Origin of the sequence: Streptococcus mitis (genome assembly GCF_000722755.1) — a bacterium.
GTDB lineage: Bacteria > Bacillota > Bacilli > Lactobacillales > Streptococcaceae > Streptococcus > Streptococcus mitis_CM.
This window is the reverse complement of record NZ_JPFY01000013.1, coordinates 64,795-82,409: the sequence shown is the minus strand read 5'-3', so window position 1 is coordinate 82,409 and position 17,615 is coordinate 64,795. Positions and strand designations below refer to the sequence as shown.

General features: G+C 42.4%; 17 protein-coding genes and 1 pseudogene. 3 read left to right on the top strand and 15 right to left on the bottom strand.

The genetic code is table 11. The features are described from left to right. Window positions 1–47: 47 nt before the first annotated feature. The 15 genes and pseudogenes from SK578_RS03720 to nrdR form a co-directional block, all read right to left on the bottom strand. Window positions 48–1,028, bottom strand: coding sequence for an acetylxylan esterase (locus SK578_RS03720; RefSeq protein ID WP_042750651.1), 981 nt, complete (start codon window positions 1,026–1,028; stop codon window positions 48–50). Between the two features lie 470 nt (window positions 1,029–1,498). Beyond that, window positions 1,499–3,514, bottom strand: a complete 2,016-nt coding sequence (gene recG, locus SK578_RS03710; RefSeq protein WP_042750649.1) for an ATP-dependent DNA helicase RecG — start codon at window positions 3,512–3,514, stop codon at window positions 1,499–1,501. Window positions 3,515–3,532: 18 nt separating this feature from the next. Next, complete coding sequence (gene alr, locus SK578_RS03705; protein ID WP_042750647.1) at window positions 3,533–4,636, bottom strand: alanine racemase; 1,104 nt, start codon at window positions 4,634–4,636, stop codon at window positions 3,533–3,535. Beyond that, entirely contained in the window at window positions 4,626–4,988 is a 363-nt protein-coding gene (gene acpS / locus SK578_RS03700) for a holo-ACP synthase (protein WP_042750645.1), read from the bottom strand. The genes alr and acpS overlap by 11 nt, the downstream gene beginning before the upstream one ends. A 44-nt stretch (window positions 4,989–5,032) precedes the next feature. Further along, the gene (locus SK578_RS03695; protein WP_042750643.1) at window positions 5,033–6,064 is read right to left on the bottom strand and encodes a 3-deoxy-7-phosphoheptulonate synthase; all 1,032 of its coding nucleotides are present in this window, start codon (window positions 6,062–6,064) and stop codon (window positions 5,033–5,035) included. A 1-nt stretch (window position 6,065) separates the two neighbouring features. Next, on the bottom strand, window positions 6,066–7,097 hold the full coding sequence (locus SK578_RS03690; protein ID WP_042750640.1) for a 3-deoxy-7-phosphoheptulonate synthase: 1,032 nt from the start codon (window positions 7,095–7,097) through the stop codon (window positions 6,066–6,068). An 80-nt stretch (window positions 7,098–7,177) separates the two neighbouring features. After that, window positions 7,178–9,691 (bottom strand): preprotein translocase subunit SecA, encoded by a 2,514-nt coding sequence (gene secA, locus SK578_RS03685; protein ID WP_042750638.1) that lies wholly within the window; start codon window positions 9,689–9,691, stop codon window positions 7,178–7,180. Between the two features lie 145 nt (window positions 9,692–9,836). Beyond that, window positions 9,837–10,133, bottom strand: a pseudogene (locus SK578_RS11195) (hypothetical protein). A 32-nt stretch (window positions 10,134–10,165) separates the two neighbouring features. Continuing rightward, entirely contained in the window at window positions 10,166–10,513 is a 348-nt protein-coding gene (locus SK578_RS11190; protein WP_042750636.1) for a hypothetical protein, read from the bottom strand. A 65-nt stretch (window positions 10,514–10,578) separates the two neighbouring features. Next, complete coding sequence (locus tag SK578_RS11185) at window positions 10,579–10,917, bottom strand: hypothetical protein (protein ID WP_080709957.1); 339 nt, start codon at window positions 10,915–10,917, stop codon at window positions 10,579–10,581. An 80-nt stretch (window positions 10,918–10,997) separates the two neighbouring features. After that, window positions 10,998–12,308, bottom strand: a complete 1,311-nt coding sequence (gene der, locus SK578_RS03665) for a ribosome biogenesis GTPase Der (RefSeq protein WP_001207696.1) — start codon at window positions 12,306–12,308, stop codon at window positions 10,998–11,000. 13 nt (window positions 12,309–12,321) lie between these two features. Continuing rightward, on the bottom strand, window positions 12,322–13,035 hold the full coding sequence (locus SK578_RS03660; protein ID WP_042750634.1) for an NADPH-dependent oxidoreductase: 714 nt from the start codon (window positions 13,033–13,035) through the stop codon (window positions 12,322–12,324). After that, the gene (dnaI, locus tag SK578_RS03655; protein ID WP_042750632.1) at window positions 13,032–13,928 is read right to left on the bottom strand and encodes a primosomal protein DnaI; all 897 of its coding nucleotides are present in this window, start codon (window positions 13,926–13,928) and stop codon (window positions 13,032–13,034) included. The genes SK578_RS03660 and dnaI overlap by 4 nt, the downstream gene beginning before the upstream one ends. Further along, window positions 13,929–15,098 carry a DnaD domain protein gene (locus SK578_RS03650; protein WP_042750630.1) on the bottom strand — a complete coding sequence of 390 codons (1,170 nt, stop codon included), beginning with the start codon at window positions 15,096–15,098 and terminating at the stop codon, window positions 13,929–13,931. Beyond that, window positions 15,099–15,572 (bottom strand): transcriptional regulator NrdR, encoded by a 474-nt coding sequence (nrdR, locus tag SK578_RS03645; RefSeq protein ID WP_001203672.1) that lies wholly within the window; start codon window positions 15,570–15,572, stop codon window positions 15,099–15,101. It abuts the gene before it with no gap. 139 nt (window positions 15,573–15,711) lie between these two features. Here nrdR and SK578_RS03640 point away from each other — a divergent pair, with 139 nt between their 5' ends. Genes SK578_RS03640 through SK578_RS03630 form a run of 3 tightly spaced genes read left to right on the top strand, consistent with a single transcriptional unit; the run spans window position 15,712 to window position 17,560 of the window. After that, window positions 15,712–16,077: a GntR family transcriptional regulator gene (locus SK578_RS03640; RefSeq protein ID WP_000119149.1), complete on the top strand. Its 366-nt coding sequence runs from the start codon at window positions 15,712–15,714 to the stop codon at window positions 16,075–16,077. A gap of 4 nt (window positions 16,078–16,081) precedes the next feature. Then, the gene (locus SK578_RS03635) at window positions 16,082–16,777 is read left to right on the top strand and encodes an ABC transporter ATP-binding protein (protein WP_024057290.1); all 696 of its coding nucleotides are present in this window, start codon (window positions 16,082–16,084) and stop codon (window positions 16,775–16,777) included. A gap of 15 nt (window positions 16,778–16,792) precedes the next feature. Beyond that, window positions 16,793–17,560, top strand: a complete 768-nt coding sequence (locus SK578_RS03630) for a membrane protein (RefSeq protein ID WP_042750624.1) — start codon at window positions 16,793–16,795, stop codon at window positions 17,558–17,560. Window positions 17,561–17,615: the final 55 nt, after the last annotated feature.

Sequence of the window (17,615 nt, the reverse complement as noted above, 5' to 3'; positions counted from 1 at the left end):
CTTTCAACATTTATAACAAAAAAGAGAGCTACTGGCTCTCTCATTCATCACTTTATATACTTAAAAGAAATCTCACTACCACAGAGCCAGTTGTAAACTTGGTCATTGACAAAAACATTCATAGCTTCATGGGCATACTCTGGCATGATAAGATAGGACTTGTCACAGGTCAGACGGTTGTAAATCGCAAACTGGGTAATAGGATAGCAAACATCATCGTCCAAGCCCGTAATCATCTTAACCTCACCCTTGATACGATGGGCAAGATTTTTCACATCGATATAGGCAAGGGTCGCCATGATTTCCTCCTCAGTTTCGTGGAAGGGGTCGTGAAACTTGAAATAACGGAAAAGTTCGTCATAGGCTTCACTTGTATTACCAATCTCAAGCACTCGTCTGAAGTCTGACAAGAAAGGATAGATGGCTACTGTTTTCTGAATCCGAGGATTGAGCGCTGCCGCAACCAAGGCTAGAGCCCCTCCTTGTGAGGCACCATAGCTAGAAAGACGCTTCTCATCCACCTCAGGCAGACTAGCAATAATGTCAACCAACTGGTAAATGTCCAAATAAACATCCTTATAAAAGAGATGCTCCCGACCTTCCACAGCACCACGGATAATATGTCCCTTAACCGTATTTCCTAGTGGAGAACGCAAGCCGTCCTGTGAATAACCTGACTGTCCCCGCACATCCATGGAAACAACACCGTAACCAGCCACGGTGAAGGCCAGCATGTCGGACCAGTCCCAGCCACGTCCCATATAACCATGGAAATGGAAGATTATCGGAACCTTCTCATCACTCTTTGGAAGAACGACTCGTGCATAGACCTTGCCTTCATTGGTTCCTTCAAACGTTAACTCATAGCACTTGACTTGAGGAATGTGGAAATCTCTTTCCTCCAACTGATAAGCTGGAAGAGTTGAAACTTTTTTCACTTCCCCATCCCAGAAAGCATCAAAGCCTTCTGGAACCTCATCTCGTCCTAGGTAGGTCTTAATTTCCTCTAACAATGCTGGATTTTTCATAGTAGCTCCTTTTATTTGTAATCGCTACCACAACTGTAGCATAACTAAGAAAGCAATGCAAGAAATAAAAGTAAATAGATCGTGATTTTTAATTTTTCTCCTTAATTCCTAACGCTTCAAAGTGATTTTAAGCAAGAAAAAAGAGCTATTTAGCTCTTTTTATTCTATTCACAATTTAGTTTTTATCTTCTTTCTTTTGGAAAGTGGTTTGGTAATTTACTTTAATCGTTACGGTCATGTGAGAGTCCTCGTTTCTTTTTGATGACTCTAGTATAAGGACCAAACCTGAAAGCTAGCTTAAGATTTCCTTATAGAAAGCTTATACTCAATGAAAATCAAAGAGCAAACTAGGAAGCTAGCCGTAGGTTGCTCAAAGCACTGCTTTGAGGTTGTATATAAGACTGACGAAGTCAGTTACATATATAATCCAAGGCGACGTTAACATGGTTTGAAGAGACTTTCGAAGAGTATTAATCTAAATGTTCTTTCTTTTCCATATGAAGGGCAATCATCCGCCACTCTGGATCCTCTTGCCAGCCTTCTATCGAACTAATGTAGCTAGCAACCTTTCTGGCTTCTTCTAAAATTGGAAAATCTTCGATAATATCAGCCACTTGGAATTCTGGAAGTCCTGACTGTCTGGTTCCAAAAATCTCACCCGAACCCCGCATTTTCAAATCTTCCTCCGCAAGGACAAATCCATTGGTCGTTTCTGTCATGATGCGCATGCGGTCTTTCCCAGAATCCGTCTTAGGATTGGCAACGAGAACTGCATAAGACTGCTTATCTCCCCGACCCACACGACCTCTAAGCTGGTGAAGCTGGCTGAGACCGAAGCGATCGGCATCCATGATGATCATAACTGTCGCATTGGGAACATTAACTCCAACCTCGATAACCGTCGTCGACACCAGAATATCCGTTTTTTGCTCTTTGAACTCCTGCATAATCTGGTCTTTTTCGTCACTCTTCATCTTACCATGTAGAAGAGCCACTTCTGCCTTACCTGCAAAATGAGCCGTCAATTCTTCTGATAAGGCAATGGCATTTTTCAAATCCAGAGCTTCTGATTCTTCAATCAAGGGAGAGATGACATAGGTTTGAGAACCTTTTTGAATTTCCCCCTCTAACCAAGTCAAGACCTGAGGCAGTTGCTCATGTTTGATCCAGCGTGTCACAATAGGCTTTCGTCCTGCTGGCATCTGGTCAATAATGGAAACATCCATATCTCCAAAGGCTGTGATAGCCAAGGTTCGTGGTATGGGAGTCGCCGTCATCATGAGGACATCTGGGTTGTCGCCTTTTTCTCTCAGAACACGCCTTTGCCCTACACCAAAGCGGTGCTGCTCATCGATGATAATCAAGCCCAGACGAGCATAATCCACCCCATCCTGTATTAGAGCGTGAGTTCCGATAATCAAATCAGCCTCACCCTTGGCAATAGTCTCCAAGACTTCTCTCTTTTCTGCAGCTTTCAAGGAACCTGTCAAAAGAGCCAGTTTCAAGTCTGGGAAGAGACTCTGTAGACTCTCAAAATGTTGCTCTGCAAGGATTTCTGTTGGTACCATGAGGGCTGATTGGTAGCCAGCTGTCACCGCCGCAAACATGGCCAAGCCAGCAACCACCGTTTTTCCGCTCCCCACATCCCCTTGTAGGAGACGATTCATGTGGTGATCCGACTTCATATCGGTTAAAATTTCCTGCAAACTTTTTTCTTGAGCTGGGGTCAGGGCAAAAGGCAGCCTTTCTTTTACTTCTGTCACTTTTTTCTGAGACCAGTTCAAAACCAAACCGCTTCCCTGAACTCTATTTTCAGACTTGAGCGTCTGCAACTGCATTTGGAAATAAAAAAGTTCCTCAAACTTGATACGGCGAAGGGCCTGCTTGTATTCTGCCAAATCCTTGGGGAAATGCATGGCACGAACGGCCTGACAACGGGACATGAGTTTGTATTTGTCCAGCAAAGACTGGGGAAGATTTTCCTCAATCAAGAGGTCCAATCCCTGATCAAAGGCCGTCTTAATAACCTTGACCAGACTGGCCTGACTGATTCCCTGAGCCAAGCGATAAACAGGTTGGAGGTCATCTTCCACCTGAGCTAGGACCTTCATCCCAGTCAGACTAGCCTTGGCTCGGTCCCATTTTCCAAAGACAGCAAGGGTTGCTCCCAACTCTATCTTATCTGCTAGATAGGGCTGGTTAAAGAAATTCACCGCAAAAACGACTTCTCCCTGCTTGAGGCTAAAGCGCAGACGATTGCGCTTGAATCCATAATACTGGACACTGGCAGGAGTCACGACTTGACCAGATAGGACTGCCTTCTCCCCGTCCTCTAGTTCCAATACTTGCTTGGTTTTGAAGTCTTCATAACGGAAAGGAAAGTAGAGCAAGAGGTCTTGCAAGTTTTCAATTCCTAGTTTGGCGTATTTCTCTGCTGACTTTGGTCCCACACCAGGTAAGACATGCAAGGGTTGATGTAGATTCATGCTCCACTCCTTTCTTTTCTAATAATATTCTCTCGGAATGCGATCGCTGAGAAGACAAACCACCTCATAATTAATAGTCCCACGATAGGTCGCAACCTGAGTAGCTGTGATCTCCTTGTCCCCGTTGGAGCCAATCAAGGTTACCTTGGTTCCAAGTGGGTAAGGCTTAGGCAATCGAATAGTAATCTGGTCCATAGAAACTCGTCCGACGATTGGGCAAGCTTGTCCATCTACCAAGACAAAGAAATTCTGCATGTCACGTGTCCAACCATCCGCATAACCGATTGGCACCGTCGCAATGACTTGCTCGCTGTCTGCCTGATAGGTCGCTCCGTAGCCCATGCAAGCTCCAGCTGGAACTGTCTTGACATGGACTAAAGCAGACTCCAAGGTCAAGGCTGATTTTAAATCATAAGGGAGATTTAAAACTTCTCCACTGGGATTCAGGCCATACATGGCATTTCCCATACGGACGGCGTTAAAAATGGTCTCTGCATGCCAAAGAGTCGTTGCAGAATTACTAGCATGAACCAGCTCTGGAGCTTCCTTCATACTGGCCAAAATAGTTTTAAACCGTTCTAACTGCTCATTAAAGTAGTCGTCTAATTCCTCGTCTGCAGTCGCAAAGTGGGTGAAAATCCCTTCAACACGAGCACCATGTTGTTGGAGCAAGTCTTGAGCCTGCTCAGCTTCACGAGCCTCTCTAAAACCAATCCGTCCCATTCCTGAATCAATCTTGAGGTGGACTGTCAAACCAGCTAAATCAGCTTCCTTAACTAAGAGTGCTTGAATCCACTCCAGTCCAGCCACAGTCAAGGTGATATCGTATTCTTTAGCAAGAGAAACAGCTTCTAGATCAGAAACTCCTAAAATAAGGATTCGTTTGCCGAGTCCAGCATGTCTGAGTTCAATGGCTTCATCAATATTGGAAACACAAAAGCCATCAACATCATCTTGAATAGCCGTCGCAACAGCAACAGCTCCATGCCCATAGGCATTGGCCTTGACCACAGCCCACTTGAACGTTCCTTGAGGGATATGAGCCCCCATTTGCTGAATATTTTGTCGAATAGCTCCCAGATGAATCAGAGCCTTGGTTGGTCTATGTGGACTAGCTTTCATGATTTTCCTCCAAAATGACACTGGCTGTCACAAACTGATCGGTATGGCTGATAGATAGCCAAATCTTTCCTAAAAATGGTGCCTGACTAAAATAAGGCGCCCCGCGTTCATTGTTCAAGACTTCCAAATCTTGAAAACCGAGCTTGCCAATACCTGTTCCCATAGCCTTGGAAAAGGCTTCTTTAGCCGACCAGCGACCAGCTAAATATTCTATTTGCCTGCGTCCTTTAAGACTGTTAAATCGTTCCATTTCCTTAGCGGTCAGAACGCGCTTAGCAAATCCTTCATGTCGTGTAACTGCGCTTTCTATCGAAGCTAATTCTTCGATATCAATTCCGTGTCCAACTATCATTCTCATCAAAAGGAGTTGAGATCCCCCAACTCCATCCTTTTCACTTAATTTGTCAAGGTAGCGTAAATCTCTTCTACCAAGGCCTCTGTATTTTCCCAACCTAGGCAAGGATCCGTAATAGAGCAACCAAAGACCTCTGGTTGGTTTTGACGACCATCTGCTAGGTAAGATTCAATCATAAAGCCTCGAACTATCTTTTTAATCTTCTCATTCCAATCACGATTCTGCAAGGTCTGGCGAACAATTCGAATCTGCTCCATATATTGCTTGCCAGAATTATCATGGTTGGTATCAATGAGGATAAAGGGATTTTCAAGTCCCATTGTCTCATAACGTTCAATGGCATTTAGCAAAGTTTCATAGTAAAAGTTAGGCTCATTTTTCCCATATTCATTAACTGCACCACGAAGGATGACGTGAGCCAAGGGATTTCCTGAAGTTTCAACTTCTTGACCATGAAAGAGGAAGGTTTGTTTGTTCTGAGCGGCATAGATACCGTTAAACATGACCCCAAGGTTTCCAGAAGTTGGATTTTTCATCCCCACTGGTGCATCAATTCCTGAGGCCACAAAGCGGTGCTCTTGGTCTTCCACAGAACGAGCCCCCACAGCATGGTAGCTGACCAAATCATCTACCAAAACCAGATTTGATGGATAAAGCATCTCATCTGCCGTTGTCAAACCTGTCTCTGTAATCACGCGGTAGTGCAACTGGCGCACAGCCTGCAAACCGTTAATCAGACTTGGAGCCTTAGAAGTATCTGGTTGGTGAACCAAACCTTTATAGCCGTCTCCGTTAGTACGAGGTTTGGCAGTATAAACACGCATAACCATGAAAATCTTGTCCGCCACCTTCTTCTGCAAGGCAGATAAACGGCGGGCATATTCCAAGACAGCCTCTTCATTATCAGAAGAGCAAGGACCAATCACCAAAAGGATACGGTCATCTTCTCCTGAAATAATGTCTGCCAATTCTCTATCACGACGCTCTTTTAGACGCAAGGCTTCCGCAGACAATTGGGTTTCTGCCTTGATTGCTTCAATATCGATTTCTTGACCTTTTTCAATAAATGCCATCTTATTCTCCTAGCGTTTGGTAGATTTCTCTGACAAGGGCTTCTGTATTTTCCCAGCCTAGGCAAGGGTCCGTGATAGACTTGCCAAATACTTCTGGTTCGTTTTGACGGCCGTCTTCTAGATAAGACTCAATCATAAAGCCACGAACATACTGCTTGATTTTTTCATTCCAATCACGATTAATCAAGGTCTGTCGGACAATTCGAATCTGATCCATGTATTGCTTACCAGAGTTGTCATGATTGGTGTCCACAATGATAAAGGGATTTTCCAAGCCCATTTTCTCATACTGGGCAATAGTATCCATCAAATTATCATAGTAGTAGTTAGGAATATTCTTACCATACTCATTGGTCGCTCCACGAAGAATGGCATGCGAAAGTGGGTTCCCAGTTGTTTCCACTTCTTTTCCTAGGAAAAGGAAACTTTGTTTGTTTTGAGCAGCATAAATCCCATTAAACATAACATTGAGATTTCCAGAGGTTGGATTTTTAAAACCAGTCGCAAAATCTGCCCCACTGGCCACAAAGCGGTGTTGCTGGTCTTCAACTGAACGAGCACCAACCGCCATGTAAGAAATCAAATCATCCACTAGCGGAAGATTTTCAGGATAAAGCATTTCATCAGCTGTTGTCATGCCTGTTTCTGTGATAACACGATAGTGAAGATGGCGAACAGCTTTGATTCCGTTGATAAGACTAGGCGCTTCTGTCGCGTTAGGCTGGTGAATCAAGCCTTTATAGCCATCTCCGTTGGTACGGGGTTTGGCAGTATAAACACGCATAACCATAAAGATACGGTCTGCTACTTCTTCTTGTAGAACTGCCAAACGCATAGCGTATTCAAGAACAGCTTCTTCATTGTCAGATGAGCATGGCCCGATTACCAAGAGAATCCGCTGGTCTTCTCCACGTATAATGGCTTCTAGCTCTTTATCGCGCTGTGATTTTCTCTCCAAAGCTTGGCCTTCTAATTTTGATAAGGCACGAACTTCTTCAATATTAATTTTAGGACTTTTTGCTGTAAATACCATAACTCATCTCCTCATAAAGCAAACGGATACCAAGTAAAAATTTACTTTTCACAAGGTATCCGCCTCTAAACTATCTCATTTTATTGTCTTTTACCGTGACAGTTTTTAAACTTCTTACCAGAACCACATGGGCAAAGTTCATTCCGTCCAATCTGACTCAAATCCAGATTTTCAGGCATATTTGCTTGGTGGGCAGCGATATTTCGAGTCGCTGTTGTACTGATATGGTGTTCTGCTTGTGGTCTTTCTTGTTCATGAATTTGTGCTTTCATCATCAAGCGTGTCACATCAAACTCAATCGAACCAATCATGTCATTAAACATACGGAAACCTTCCGCCTGATACTCAACAACAGGGTTGTTCTGAGCATAGCCACGAAGTCCAACCGCGTTACGCAATTGATCAAGGGCATCGATATGATCTGTCCACTTGTTATCCACCACTCGTAGAATCAAGACTTTTTGGAATTCTTTAACTGCTTCTTCATCGCGTAGTTTTGAAACCTGACTATCGTAAACTTGCAAGGCACGTTGGAAGAGCTCTTCCTTAATTGCCTTGTCAGACAAGCCCGACAAGTCTTCCATCGTAATAGAATCTTCTGGAAGCAAGTTGTACTTAGCAAAGTTCAAAATTGCTTCTAGTTTTTCATCTTGTTTTGCACGCGCATGACCATCAACGACACGACCAATCGTGCGTTTGATCATAGCCTGAATTTCAGGTGCCAAGTCACGATCTGCAGTAATGACGTCGTAACGTTGAGCGTAGATAATCTCACGTTGTTCACGCATGACATCATCGTATTGAAGGACTTGTTTACGGGTATCGTAGTTATTTCCTTCAACACGTTTTTGCGCTGCTTCAACCTGACGCGTCAACATACGAGACTCAATGGCTTCATCAGACATATTGAGACGTTCGAAGACACCTTTCAGACGTTCAGAACCAAAACGTTTCATCAAATCATCTTCAAGAGAGAGGTAGAATTGTGACTCACCTGGGTCTCCTTGACGACCTGAACGTCCACGAAGCTGGTTATCGATACGACGGCTTTCATGACGTTCTGTACCAATAACACAAAGTCCTCCAAGTTCGCGAACCCCTTCACCAAGCTTGATGTCGGTACCACGACCGGCCATGTTGGTTGCGATAGTAACAGCACCACGTTGACCAGCATTCATGATGATTTGAGCTTCTTTATAGTGGTTTTTGGCATTCAAGACTTCGTGAGGAACGCCAGCTGCGACCAATTTCTTAGAAATGTAGTCACTGGTTTCAACCGCTACTGTACCAACCAAGACAGGTTGACCTTTTTGGTAACGAGCTTTAACGTCTTCGACAACAGCCTTAAACTTAGCTTCAATACTAGCAAAAAGTAAGTCTGGATGGTCAATACGTTGAACAGGACGGTTGGTTGGAATTGGAATAACACGAATGTTATAGATTTCACGGAATTCTTCTTCCTCAGTCTTACCTGTACCCGTCATACCAGACAATTTCTTGTACATACGGAAAAGGTTTTGGTAAGTGATTGAGGCAGATGTCTTAGTTTCATCCTGGATTGGCACACCTTCTTTAGCTTCAATGGCTTGGTGCAAGCCATCAGAATAACGACGACCTTCCATGGTACGACCTGTAAATTGGTCAACGATCAAGATTTCTTGCTCTTCGCTCACCACATAGTCAATATCGAGAAGCATGATGTAGTTGGCACGAAGGGCATTATCGATAAAGTGAGTCAAAGCTACGTTTTCGATGTCATAGAGATTTTCAAGCTTGAAGTAGCTTTCAGCCTTGTCAATCCCTGAATCAGACAAACCAATAGTCTTAGACTGCACATCGATGATGTAGTCGTCTTTGTCCAAAGATTTTACGTAGTGGTCTGCCATGTGATACAACTGACTGGTTTCAACTGCATTAGCACCTGATACGATCAAAGGTGTACGGGCCTCGTCAATCAAGATTGAGTCAACCTCATCGACCAATGCATAGTTAAGCGGACGTTGTACCATGTTTTCAGCGCGAACGACCATGTTATCACGAAGGTAGTCAAATCCGATTTCTGAGTTGGTTGAGTAGGTAATGTCACACTCATAGGCTTCTTTTTTCTCCATTGGAGATTTGGCAGCCAAGTTAATCCCTACTGACAAACCAAGCCATGAGTACAATTCACCCATCTCAGTCGCGTCACGTTCTGATAGGTATTCATTGACCGTAACTACATGAACCCCTTTACCTGAAAGGGCATTGAGGTATACCGGCATAGTCGCAGTCAAGGTTTTCCCTTCCCCTGTACGCATCTCTGGCACGTCACCATGGTGAAGAACGATTCCCCCCATAACCTGAACCTTATATGGGAAGAGACCTAGGACACGTTTGGCACCCTCACGGACAACCGCAAATGCTTCATAAAGCAATGAATCCAGTGATTCTCCATTTTGATAACGTTCTTTAAATTCAACTGTTTTTGCTTTTAGTTGGTCGTCAGTCAAAGCAGCCATTTGGTCTTCGTATTTGAAAACCTTGTCGGCCATCTTTTCCAGACGACGGATTTCTCCTTTATCATTTTCGATAATTGTTTTTAAAATATTAGCCATGTTTTTCCTTACTTTAAATTCCGAATATTTTAGAATGTTCTTTTAATTTTAGCACAATTACTGATTATTTTCAAGGAAGAATCCCCATTTCAAAATGGAAAAAGAGGCTAGTTTCCAAGCTAACCTCTCTCTATTTTTTAAGTGTTTAATTTCCAAAAATCGGCAAAAGAGCAAATAGGATAAATAGATTAATCCAAAGAGAAAGACAACAGATAAGTCCAAAAACAAAGAGACTGACTTTCTTGGATAGCAAGGCCATCAAAATGGACAGAATTCCAAAAACTAGCAAGACTTTTCTGCATAATGAAGATGTCAATCGTTATCCCCAGAACCGGACTACCCCAAGGAATAGAGAAGAAAGAAAGAAAGAAAGCCAGATCAGCAGAACCAAACCAATATAAACCTTGAAATAGCGTGTAATAAATGATTTTAGACGTGTCATAAGCTACTTCCTATCAATAAAAACCATATAAATCAATACCTTCCACCTTTTGACTTCCCTAGTTCTCGTCTCAAGCGAAACATTTTTTTGAAAAAGATATAGGTTAACCAGTCACTGCCTAAAGATAAGACTATCAGAAGCAACCAAACACCCCAATCACTAGCATCTGATACATAATCTAGAACAAAAGGGAAAAATAAGAATGAAAAAATTGTCATATCCATGCTAAACAGAGCTAAAAGGGAAATATAAATCCAGTAAAAATAGTATAAGATGGGGAAAATTTTACTGTTTCTGTCAGCATTGTCTATCCAATAGAAAAAATACAAACAAGGAAATAAGAGTATCAAATGAAACCAATTAAAGGACAGTTTCATCATCGACACCTCCTCTTTAAAATTGTTTTCTTTAGTTTCGATCTATTAAATGTTATTACCAATATAAATCAATGTCTCCCCGCTTTAGACTTCCCTAGTTCCCGTCTCAAGCGAAACATTTTTTTGAAAAAGATATAGGTTACCCAAGAACTGGAAAAAGCAATAAGTAGTAATAATAGCCAAATGCCCCAAGACTTGATGTCTGCCACATTTCTCAAGACGATATTGAAAAGCAGGACTGAAAAAACTGTCCAAGCAAGGCTAAAAAGAGCATAGAGGGTGATGTAAATCCAGTAAAAATAGTAAAAAATTGGGAAAAATTTACTATTTCTGTTGGCCTTTTCAATCCAGTTATCAAAATAAAAGTAAGGTGCTAAAAGTAAGAATTTAAACAAATGTTCCATCATCGACACCTCTTTTTGATAGCGTTTTCTTCAACTTCATTCTATCAAAAAAATCTGGAAATGTCATTCCAGATTCTGCTTTTTTATTTACGTTTTCTTGCGATGAGATGGATTGGTGTTCCTTCAAAGACAAAGGCCTTGCGGATTTGATTTTCTAAGAAACGCAAGTAAGAAAAGTGCATAAGTTCTTCTTCATTGACAAAGATAACAAAGGTTGGTGGTTTGGTTGCCACTTGGGTCGCGTAGAAAATCTTGAGGCGTTTCCCTTTGTCTGTTGGTGTTGGGTTGATGGCAATGGCATCCATAATCACATCGTTCAAGACAGCTGATGGAATACGTGTGTTTTGACTTTCGCTAATTTGCTTGATCATCTCAGGCAGTTTGTGGAGACGTTGCTTGGTCAAAGCTGATACAAAGATAATAGGGGCGTAAGGCAGGTATTGGAACTGCTCACGGATATCTTCTTCCCAGTTTTTCATAGTGTGGTTGTCTTTTTCAAGCGTATCCCACTTGTTGACCACGATAATCATTCCTTTACCAGCTTCATGGGCAAATCCTGCGATACGCTTATCGTATTCACGAATGCCTTCTTCCGCATTGATAACCATCAAGACCACATCTGAGCGGTCAATAGCTCGCATGGCGCGCATTACAGAGTATTTCTCAGTATTTTCATAAACCTTACCAGACTTACGCATACCAGCCGTATCAATCATGGTAAACTCTTGACCATCTGTATCTGTAAAGTGGGTATCAATGGCGTCACGCGTTGTTCCAGCCACAGGACTAGCAATGACACGGTCTTCTCCCAAGATAGCATTGATCAAGCTTGATTTTCCGACGTTAGGACGACCAATCAAGCTAAACTTAATGACATCTGGATTTTCTTCTTCATATTCATTTGGAAGATTTTCTACAATCGCGTCTAGCACATCCCCTGTACCGATACCATGGACAGATGAGATAGGCAGTGGTTCACCCAAACCGAGAGCATAGAAATCATAGATATCATTTCGCATCTCAGGGTTATCCACCTTGTTAACTGCGAGGATAACTGGTTTATGGGTCTTATAAAGCTTACGAGCTACGTATTCGTCTGCATCGGTAATCCCTTCCTTACCAGACACGACGAAGACTATAACATCGGCTTCCTCCATGGCAATTTCTGCCTGGTGCTTGATTTGTTCCATGAAAGGAGCATCGACATCATCGATTCCTCCTGTATCAATCATGCTAAAGGAACGATTGAGCCACTCACCCGTTGCATAGATACGGTCACGTGTTACTCCTTCGACATCTTCTACAATGGAGATTCGCTCACCAGCGATCCGATTAAATAGGGTTGATTTCCCAACATTGGGACGTCCTACAATGGCAATAGTTGGTAGGGCCATAATTTCTCACTTTCTACAATAACTTCTTCTGTTCAAGATTTTTTCTAGTTGAGCTTGGTTCAGCTTGACCAAACTGTTCTGCTAGACGCTGACTCCAGCTTGTGGTCGCACGCGCCCCAGCATAGTCAGCCTGTACACGGTCATAAGCTTCGATTGCATCAACTGTTTGTTCCTGGTATTCTTCCTCAAACACCACTTGATTCAATGGCAAGCGAGGTTTGACTTCATGTTCTTCATTTGGTAAACCTAGTGCTATCCCAAAGACAGGATAAGTGTAGTCAGGCAGGTTAAAGAGCTCTGCCACTTCTTCTGACTTGTATCGAACCAAACCGATAATCACACCACCATAACCCAAGCTTTCAGCTGCCAACAGAGCATTTTGACCAGCAAGAGCTGCGTCGACTGAACTAATCAAGAGGCCTTCCACACCTTGGGGTTGGAAGGTGTCGGTATGAAGTCGTGCTCCCTTTTCTGCTCGATTCAAATCTCCGACAAAGAGAAGGAAAACAGCTGACTGGCGAATGGCTTCTTGAGGTACCAATTCATACAAGGCATCTTTCTTCTCTTGACTTCGTACCACAATCACAGAGTAGGATTGGAAATTCTTCCAAGATGAGGCCATCTGGGCTGCTGTCAGGATTTTAGTCAAGTCTTCTTGAGGAAGGACTTGCTCTTTAAACCTGCGCACTGAAGTATGAGCCTTCATTAATTTGATTGTTTCTGTCATCGACGGTTCACTCCTTCTAAACGAGTCTCCTCAGCCAAATAACGGATGCGTTCCATGACACGTCTGGCTTCCCAGGTTTCGTCATTTCCATGCTTTCCTTTAGCGAAATGTAGCTCCAATTCTTCAAAGTTGAAGTTGGAGGTAAAAAAGGTCGGTAAATTTTCCTGCATCCGATATTGGAGAATGACTTGCAGGATTTCATCCCGCACCCAAGGTGTTGATTGCTCGGCACCAATATCATCTAAAATCAGGACTTCAGACAGTTTAATTTCATCCACCAAGGTCTTAACATTGCCATCACTGATGGCATTTTTGGCATCAATGACAAAGCTAGGATAGTGGAGAAGAGTGGATGAAACACCACGTTTTTCTGATAAATCATGAGCCAAGGCAGCCACCATGAAACTTTTACCCACACCAAAGTCTCCATATAAATAAAGACCTTTTCGAATAGCTGGATATTGCTCCACGAAGGCTAATAGTTTTTCAAAAACTGGCAAGCGACCCAAATCATCCAAGTCTACTTGAGCCAAACTAGCTTTCTTGAGACTGGCTGGCAGATTGATTAACTTAAGACGGTTCTTAATAGCCGCTTCTTTTTCTGCTGCGATTAGTTCAGGAGTTTCTTCATAAGAAACATCCGCATAGCCATGATTCATAACCAAAATCGGCTTGTAGCCTTTGGCAATATAATCCGTATCCCCACGGAGAAATTTGTCACGCTCGGTGATGTACTGATTAAACTTGGAGATACTGCGATTCAATTCCTCTGGAGTAAGGGATTTTTGCTGGATAAAGGCCGCAACATCAGGGTCCTTCATGATTTTCTGGACCAAATCTTGATAATGAAAACGGCTAGGTTGACGTTTGAGTACGTCTCCGACACTTTCCATCTAATCTCCTCCTTTTTCTAATCGAGCTAATAGTTCTTGTTTCTTACGTTCTAGTTCCAGACGAGTTTCCTCGCTGGTTTCATTCTTATAATCTGGATTGCTCCACTTGGGTACATTGGACTTGGTAGGACTGGGTTTACTGCTTTTTTGAGCCTGATTCTTTTGCCCACGCTCACGGATGCGTAAGACTGCCTCTTCTGCAGAATGAATCTTTTGATAGGCATAGTCATTGGCCACCTTCATGGCATATTTCTCATTGATGTTTGCCGAATCCACCTTATTAAAGGTCAATAAGAGAATGATATTAATGACTTCGTCCAGCAAGCCCAAGCCAGCCATCTGTTGCAAGAGTTCTCTTTCTGTTTGAGTAATGGTCCCCTTGCGTGTTTGCTTGATTTCTGCCAAGAACTGCAGAGCAGTCTTACTTTTAGCTTCTTTGATAATAGTTGCTTCCTTAGGACTAAAGTCAGAGGAAACCGGTTTTTGAGCAATTTTTTCCCGCATGCGTTTGGTTGAAATAACCTGGGAAACAGCTGTTGCCTTGGCCAATTGATAGGTCTCAAACCAAGTCCATTTCTTCTCCTCGGCAATGGCAAAGAGGTTTAAGACATCTGACTGCTCATCTGCAAAACGAAGCCCATCTCGAGACATAAGCTGACGAAAATGGTCCAAGTCAAAATCGTTAGCCACTTTCTTCTTGAGACCAAGGTCTTCTTGACTTCCTAATTCCGCTAAGTCTGGAAAGACTTGATTGAGCGAGACAGGTATTTCTTCACCATCAGCATTTTCAACCTTCAAATCCTCCACCGCTGCATCGCCAATCTTCTTCTCCAAGAGTCTGCGATAAACAGGATGTTCCAAGAAGTCCTGACTCGAAAGTGGAGTATGGAGAGCTAGCTGATAGGTATCCCCTCTTTGATAGAGGGTTAAAAGATTAAAAGCAGATAGGATTTTCAAGGATTTTATCAATCTATCCATTCCAAAGTTAAGATGGTTGAGAATGCTTGAAAAAAGATATTCCTTTCTACCATTATCCCAAAAACTGATTGTATAAAGATAAAGGCTCAGTGCCTCCTGACCGATAATCGGGAGGTAGCACTGTACCAGAGATGAGGTATCTTGCGACACCCGATTATTCTTTAGATAAGAAAAACGGTCAATTGGCTTCATTTATCTTTCCTTTTTCTTTTTAGAGGACTGGGTGATTTGTTGGAGCAAGCTCTCTAACTCACTGACATCCTTAAAACTACGATAGACACTGGCAAAACGTACATAGGTAATCTCGTCTAACTCAGCCAACTCTTCCATGACGAGTGAACCAATGTCCTCACTTTGAATTTCATTTTCATTTCGACCACGGAGTTTCTGTTCGATACGATTGACTACCATGTTGATTTCATCACTTGACACAGGACGTTTCTGGGCTGAGCGGATAATCCCATTAAAGATTTTATCTCTGGAGAATTGTTCCCGTGTGCCATCTTTTTTAACAACCACTAAGGTTCTTTCTTCTACTCGTTCGTAGGTTGTAAAACGGTGCTGGCATTCGTCGCACTCACGTCTTCTACGAATGGTGTTCCCTTCTTCTGCTTGGCGACTATCGATAACACTTGACTTGGTAGCCCCACATTTTGGACAACGCATCCTTTCCCTCCTTATCGTTTTCTTTTCATTATACCATTTTTTAAACGATTCCCAAAACAATTCTTCTTTTTGCTTGACAAGTTTTTTGTTTTGTTGTATTATTTAATTAAGACAAAAGGATAAAAGAAAGGAGACCAAGATGTCCTGGACATTTGACAACAAAAAACCCATCTATTTACAGATTATGGAGAAAATCAAGCTTCAGATTGTTTCCCATACACTGGAACCCAATCAACAACTTCCAACCGTGCGAGAGCTGGCTAGCGAGGCGGGTGTCAATCCCAACACCATCCAAAGAGCCTTGTCAGACCTTGAACGAGAAGGTTTTGTCTACAGCAAGCGAACAACTGGACGGTTTGTGACTGAGGATAAGGAGCTAATCGCTCAATCGCGTAAACAATTATCAGAAGAAGAATTGGAACACTTCGTTTCCTCCATGACCCATTTTGGCTATGAAAAAGAAGAACTACCAGGCGTAGTCGGCGATTATATTAAAGGAGTTTAAGCCTATGTCATTACTAGCATTTGAAAATGTATCCAAATCTTATGGAGCAACCCCAGCCCTTGAAAATGTTTCCCTTGACATCCCAGCTGGAAAAATTGTTGGTCTCCTTGGACCAAACGGCTCAGGGAAAACAACCCTGATTAAACTAATCAATGGCCTCTTACAACCAGATCAAGGACGTGTCCTTATCAACGATATGAACCCAAGCCCAGCAACCAAGGCCATCGTAGCTTATTTGCCGGATACGACCTATCTCAATGAGCAAATGAAGGTCAAAGAAGCCCTAACCTATTTCAAGACCTTCTATAAAGATTTCAATCTTGAACGCGCCCATCATCTACTTGCAGACCTGGGCATTGATGAAAATAGTCGTCTCAAGAAATTATCAAAAGGAAACAAGGAAAAGGTACAACTGATTTTGGTTATGAGCCGTGATGCTCGCCTCTACGTTTTAGACGAACCCATTGGTGGGGTGGATCCAGCAGCCCGTGAGTATATCCTCAATACCATTATCAACAACTACTCCCCAACTTCTACCGTTTTGATTTCTACCCACTTGATTTCTGATATCGAGCCAATCTTGGATGAAATTGTCTTCCTAAAGGATGGAAAAGTCGTCCGTCAAGGCAATGTAGATGATATTCGCTATGAGTCAGGTGAATCCATTGACCAACTCTTCCGTCAGGAATTTAAGGCCTAAGCAAAGGAGATTATTATGTTTTGGAATTTAGTTCGCTACGAATTTAAAAATGTTAACAAGTGGTATTTAGCCCTCTACGTTGCCGTGCTAGCCCTTTCTGCCATTATCGGAATACAGACACAGACCTATAACAATCTACCTGCCAAAGAAAGTCAACTTACTATGCTACTTTTTCTAGCTACTGTCTTTAGTGGCTTGATGATTACACTGGGGATTTCAACTATTTTCTTAATTATTAAACGTTTCAAAGGTAGTGTCTATGACCGACAAGGTTATCTGACTTTGACATTGCCAGTTTCTGAACATTATATCATCTCAGCCAAACTAGTCGGTGCCTTTATCTGGTCTATTGTCAGCACTACTGTACTAGCAATCAGTGCTTTCATTGTTCTGACCCTTACGGCTCCAGATTGGTTTGCAACTTCTGACGTGATTCCATTTATAGAAACACATCTTCCTCAACTCTCTCTTATGGGGGTATCCTTCCTACTAAATACTATTTCTGGAATCCTCTGCATCTACTTGGCTATTTCCATTGGACAGCTTTTCAATGAATACCGTACCGCACTGTCAATTGTAGCCTACATTGGTATCCAAATCGTCGTTGGCTTTATTGAACTCTTCTATCGTTCTAACCCTGGTTTCTACTTCCCATCAACCACAGGAGGAGCTGATCAGTTCCAGATGGGCATTATCATGACTATTCTGGAAGAAGTTATTCTTATAGTCATCTACTATCTAGGAACTTATCACATCTTGAAAAACAAGGTTAATTTGCAATAATATCAGAGTCTAGCGACAATAACTCGCTAGGCTTTTTTATCATCTTTAACATAAT

Coding starts and splice junctions, on each gene's coding strand:
- SK578_RS03720 (WP_042750651.1), bottom strand. CDS start 1,028: ATGAAAAATCCAGCATTGTTAGAGGAAATTAAGACCTACCTAGGACGA.
- recG (WP_042750649.1), bottom strand. CDS start 3,514: ATGAATCTACATCAACCCTTGCATGTCTTACCTGGTGTGGGACCAAAG.
- alr (WP_042750647.1), bottom strand. CDS start 4,636: ATGAAAGCTAGTCCACATAGACCAACCAAGGCTCTGATTCATCTGGGA.
- acpS (WP_042750645.1), bottom strand. CDS start 4,988: ATGATAGTTGGACACGGAATTGATATCGAAGAATTAGCTTCGATAGAA.
- SK578_RS03695 (WP_042750643.1), bottom strand. CDS start 6,064: ATGGCATTTATTGAAAAAGGTCAAGAAATCGATATTGAAGCAATCAAG.
- SK578_RS03690 (WP_042750640.1), bottom strand. CDS start 7,097: ATGGTATTTACAGCAAAAAGTCCTAAAATTAATATTGAAGAAGTTCGT.
- secA (WP_042750638.1), bottom strand. CDS start 9,691: ATGGCTAATATTTTAAAAACAATTATCGAAAATGATAAAGGAGAAATC.
- SK578_RS11190 (WP_042750636.1), bottom strand. CDS start 10,513: ATGATGAAACTGTCCTTTAATTGGTTTCATTTGATACTCTTATTTCCT.
- SK578_RS11185 (WP_080709957.1), bottom strand. CDS start 10,917: ATGATGGAACATTTGTTTAAATTCTTACTTTTAGCACCTTACTTTTAT.
- der (WP_001207696.1), bottom strand. CDS start 12,308: ATGGCCCTACCAACTATTGCCATTGTAGGACGTCCCAATGTTGGGAAA.
- SK578_RS03660 (WP_042750634.1), bottom strand. CDS start 13,035: ATGACAGAAACAATCAAATTAATGAAGGCTCATACTTCAGTGCGCAGG.
- dnaI (WP_042750632.1), bottom strand. CDS start 13,928: ATGGAAAGTGTCGGAGACGTACTCAAACGTCAACCTAGCCGTTTTCAT.
- SK578_RS03650 (WP_042750630.1), bottom strand. CDS start 15,098: ATGAAGCCAATTGACCGTTTTTCTTATCTAAAGAATAATCGGGTGTCG.
- nrdR (WP_001203672.1), bottom strand. CDS start 15,572: ATGCGTTGTCCAAAATGTGGGGCTACCAAGTCAAGTGTTATCGATAGT.
- SK578_RS03640 (WP_000119149.1), top strand. CDS start 15,712: ATGTCCTGGACATTTGACAACAAAAAACCCATCTATTTACAGATTATG.
- SK578_RS03635 (WP_024057290.1), top strand. CDS start 16,082: ATGTCATTACTAGCATTTGAAAATGTATCCAAATCTTATGGAGCAACC.
- SK578_RS03630 (WP_042750624.1), top strand. CDS start 16,793: ATGTTTTGGAATTTAGTTCGCTACGAATTTAAAAATGTTAACAAGTGG.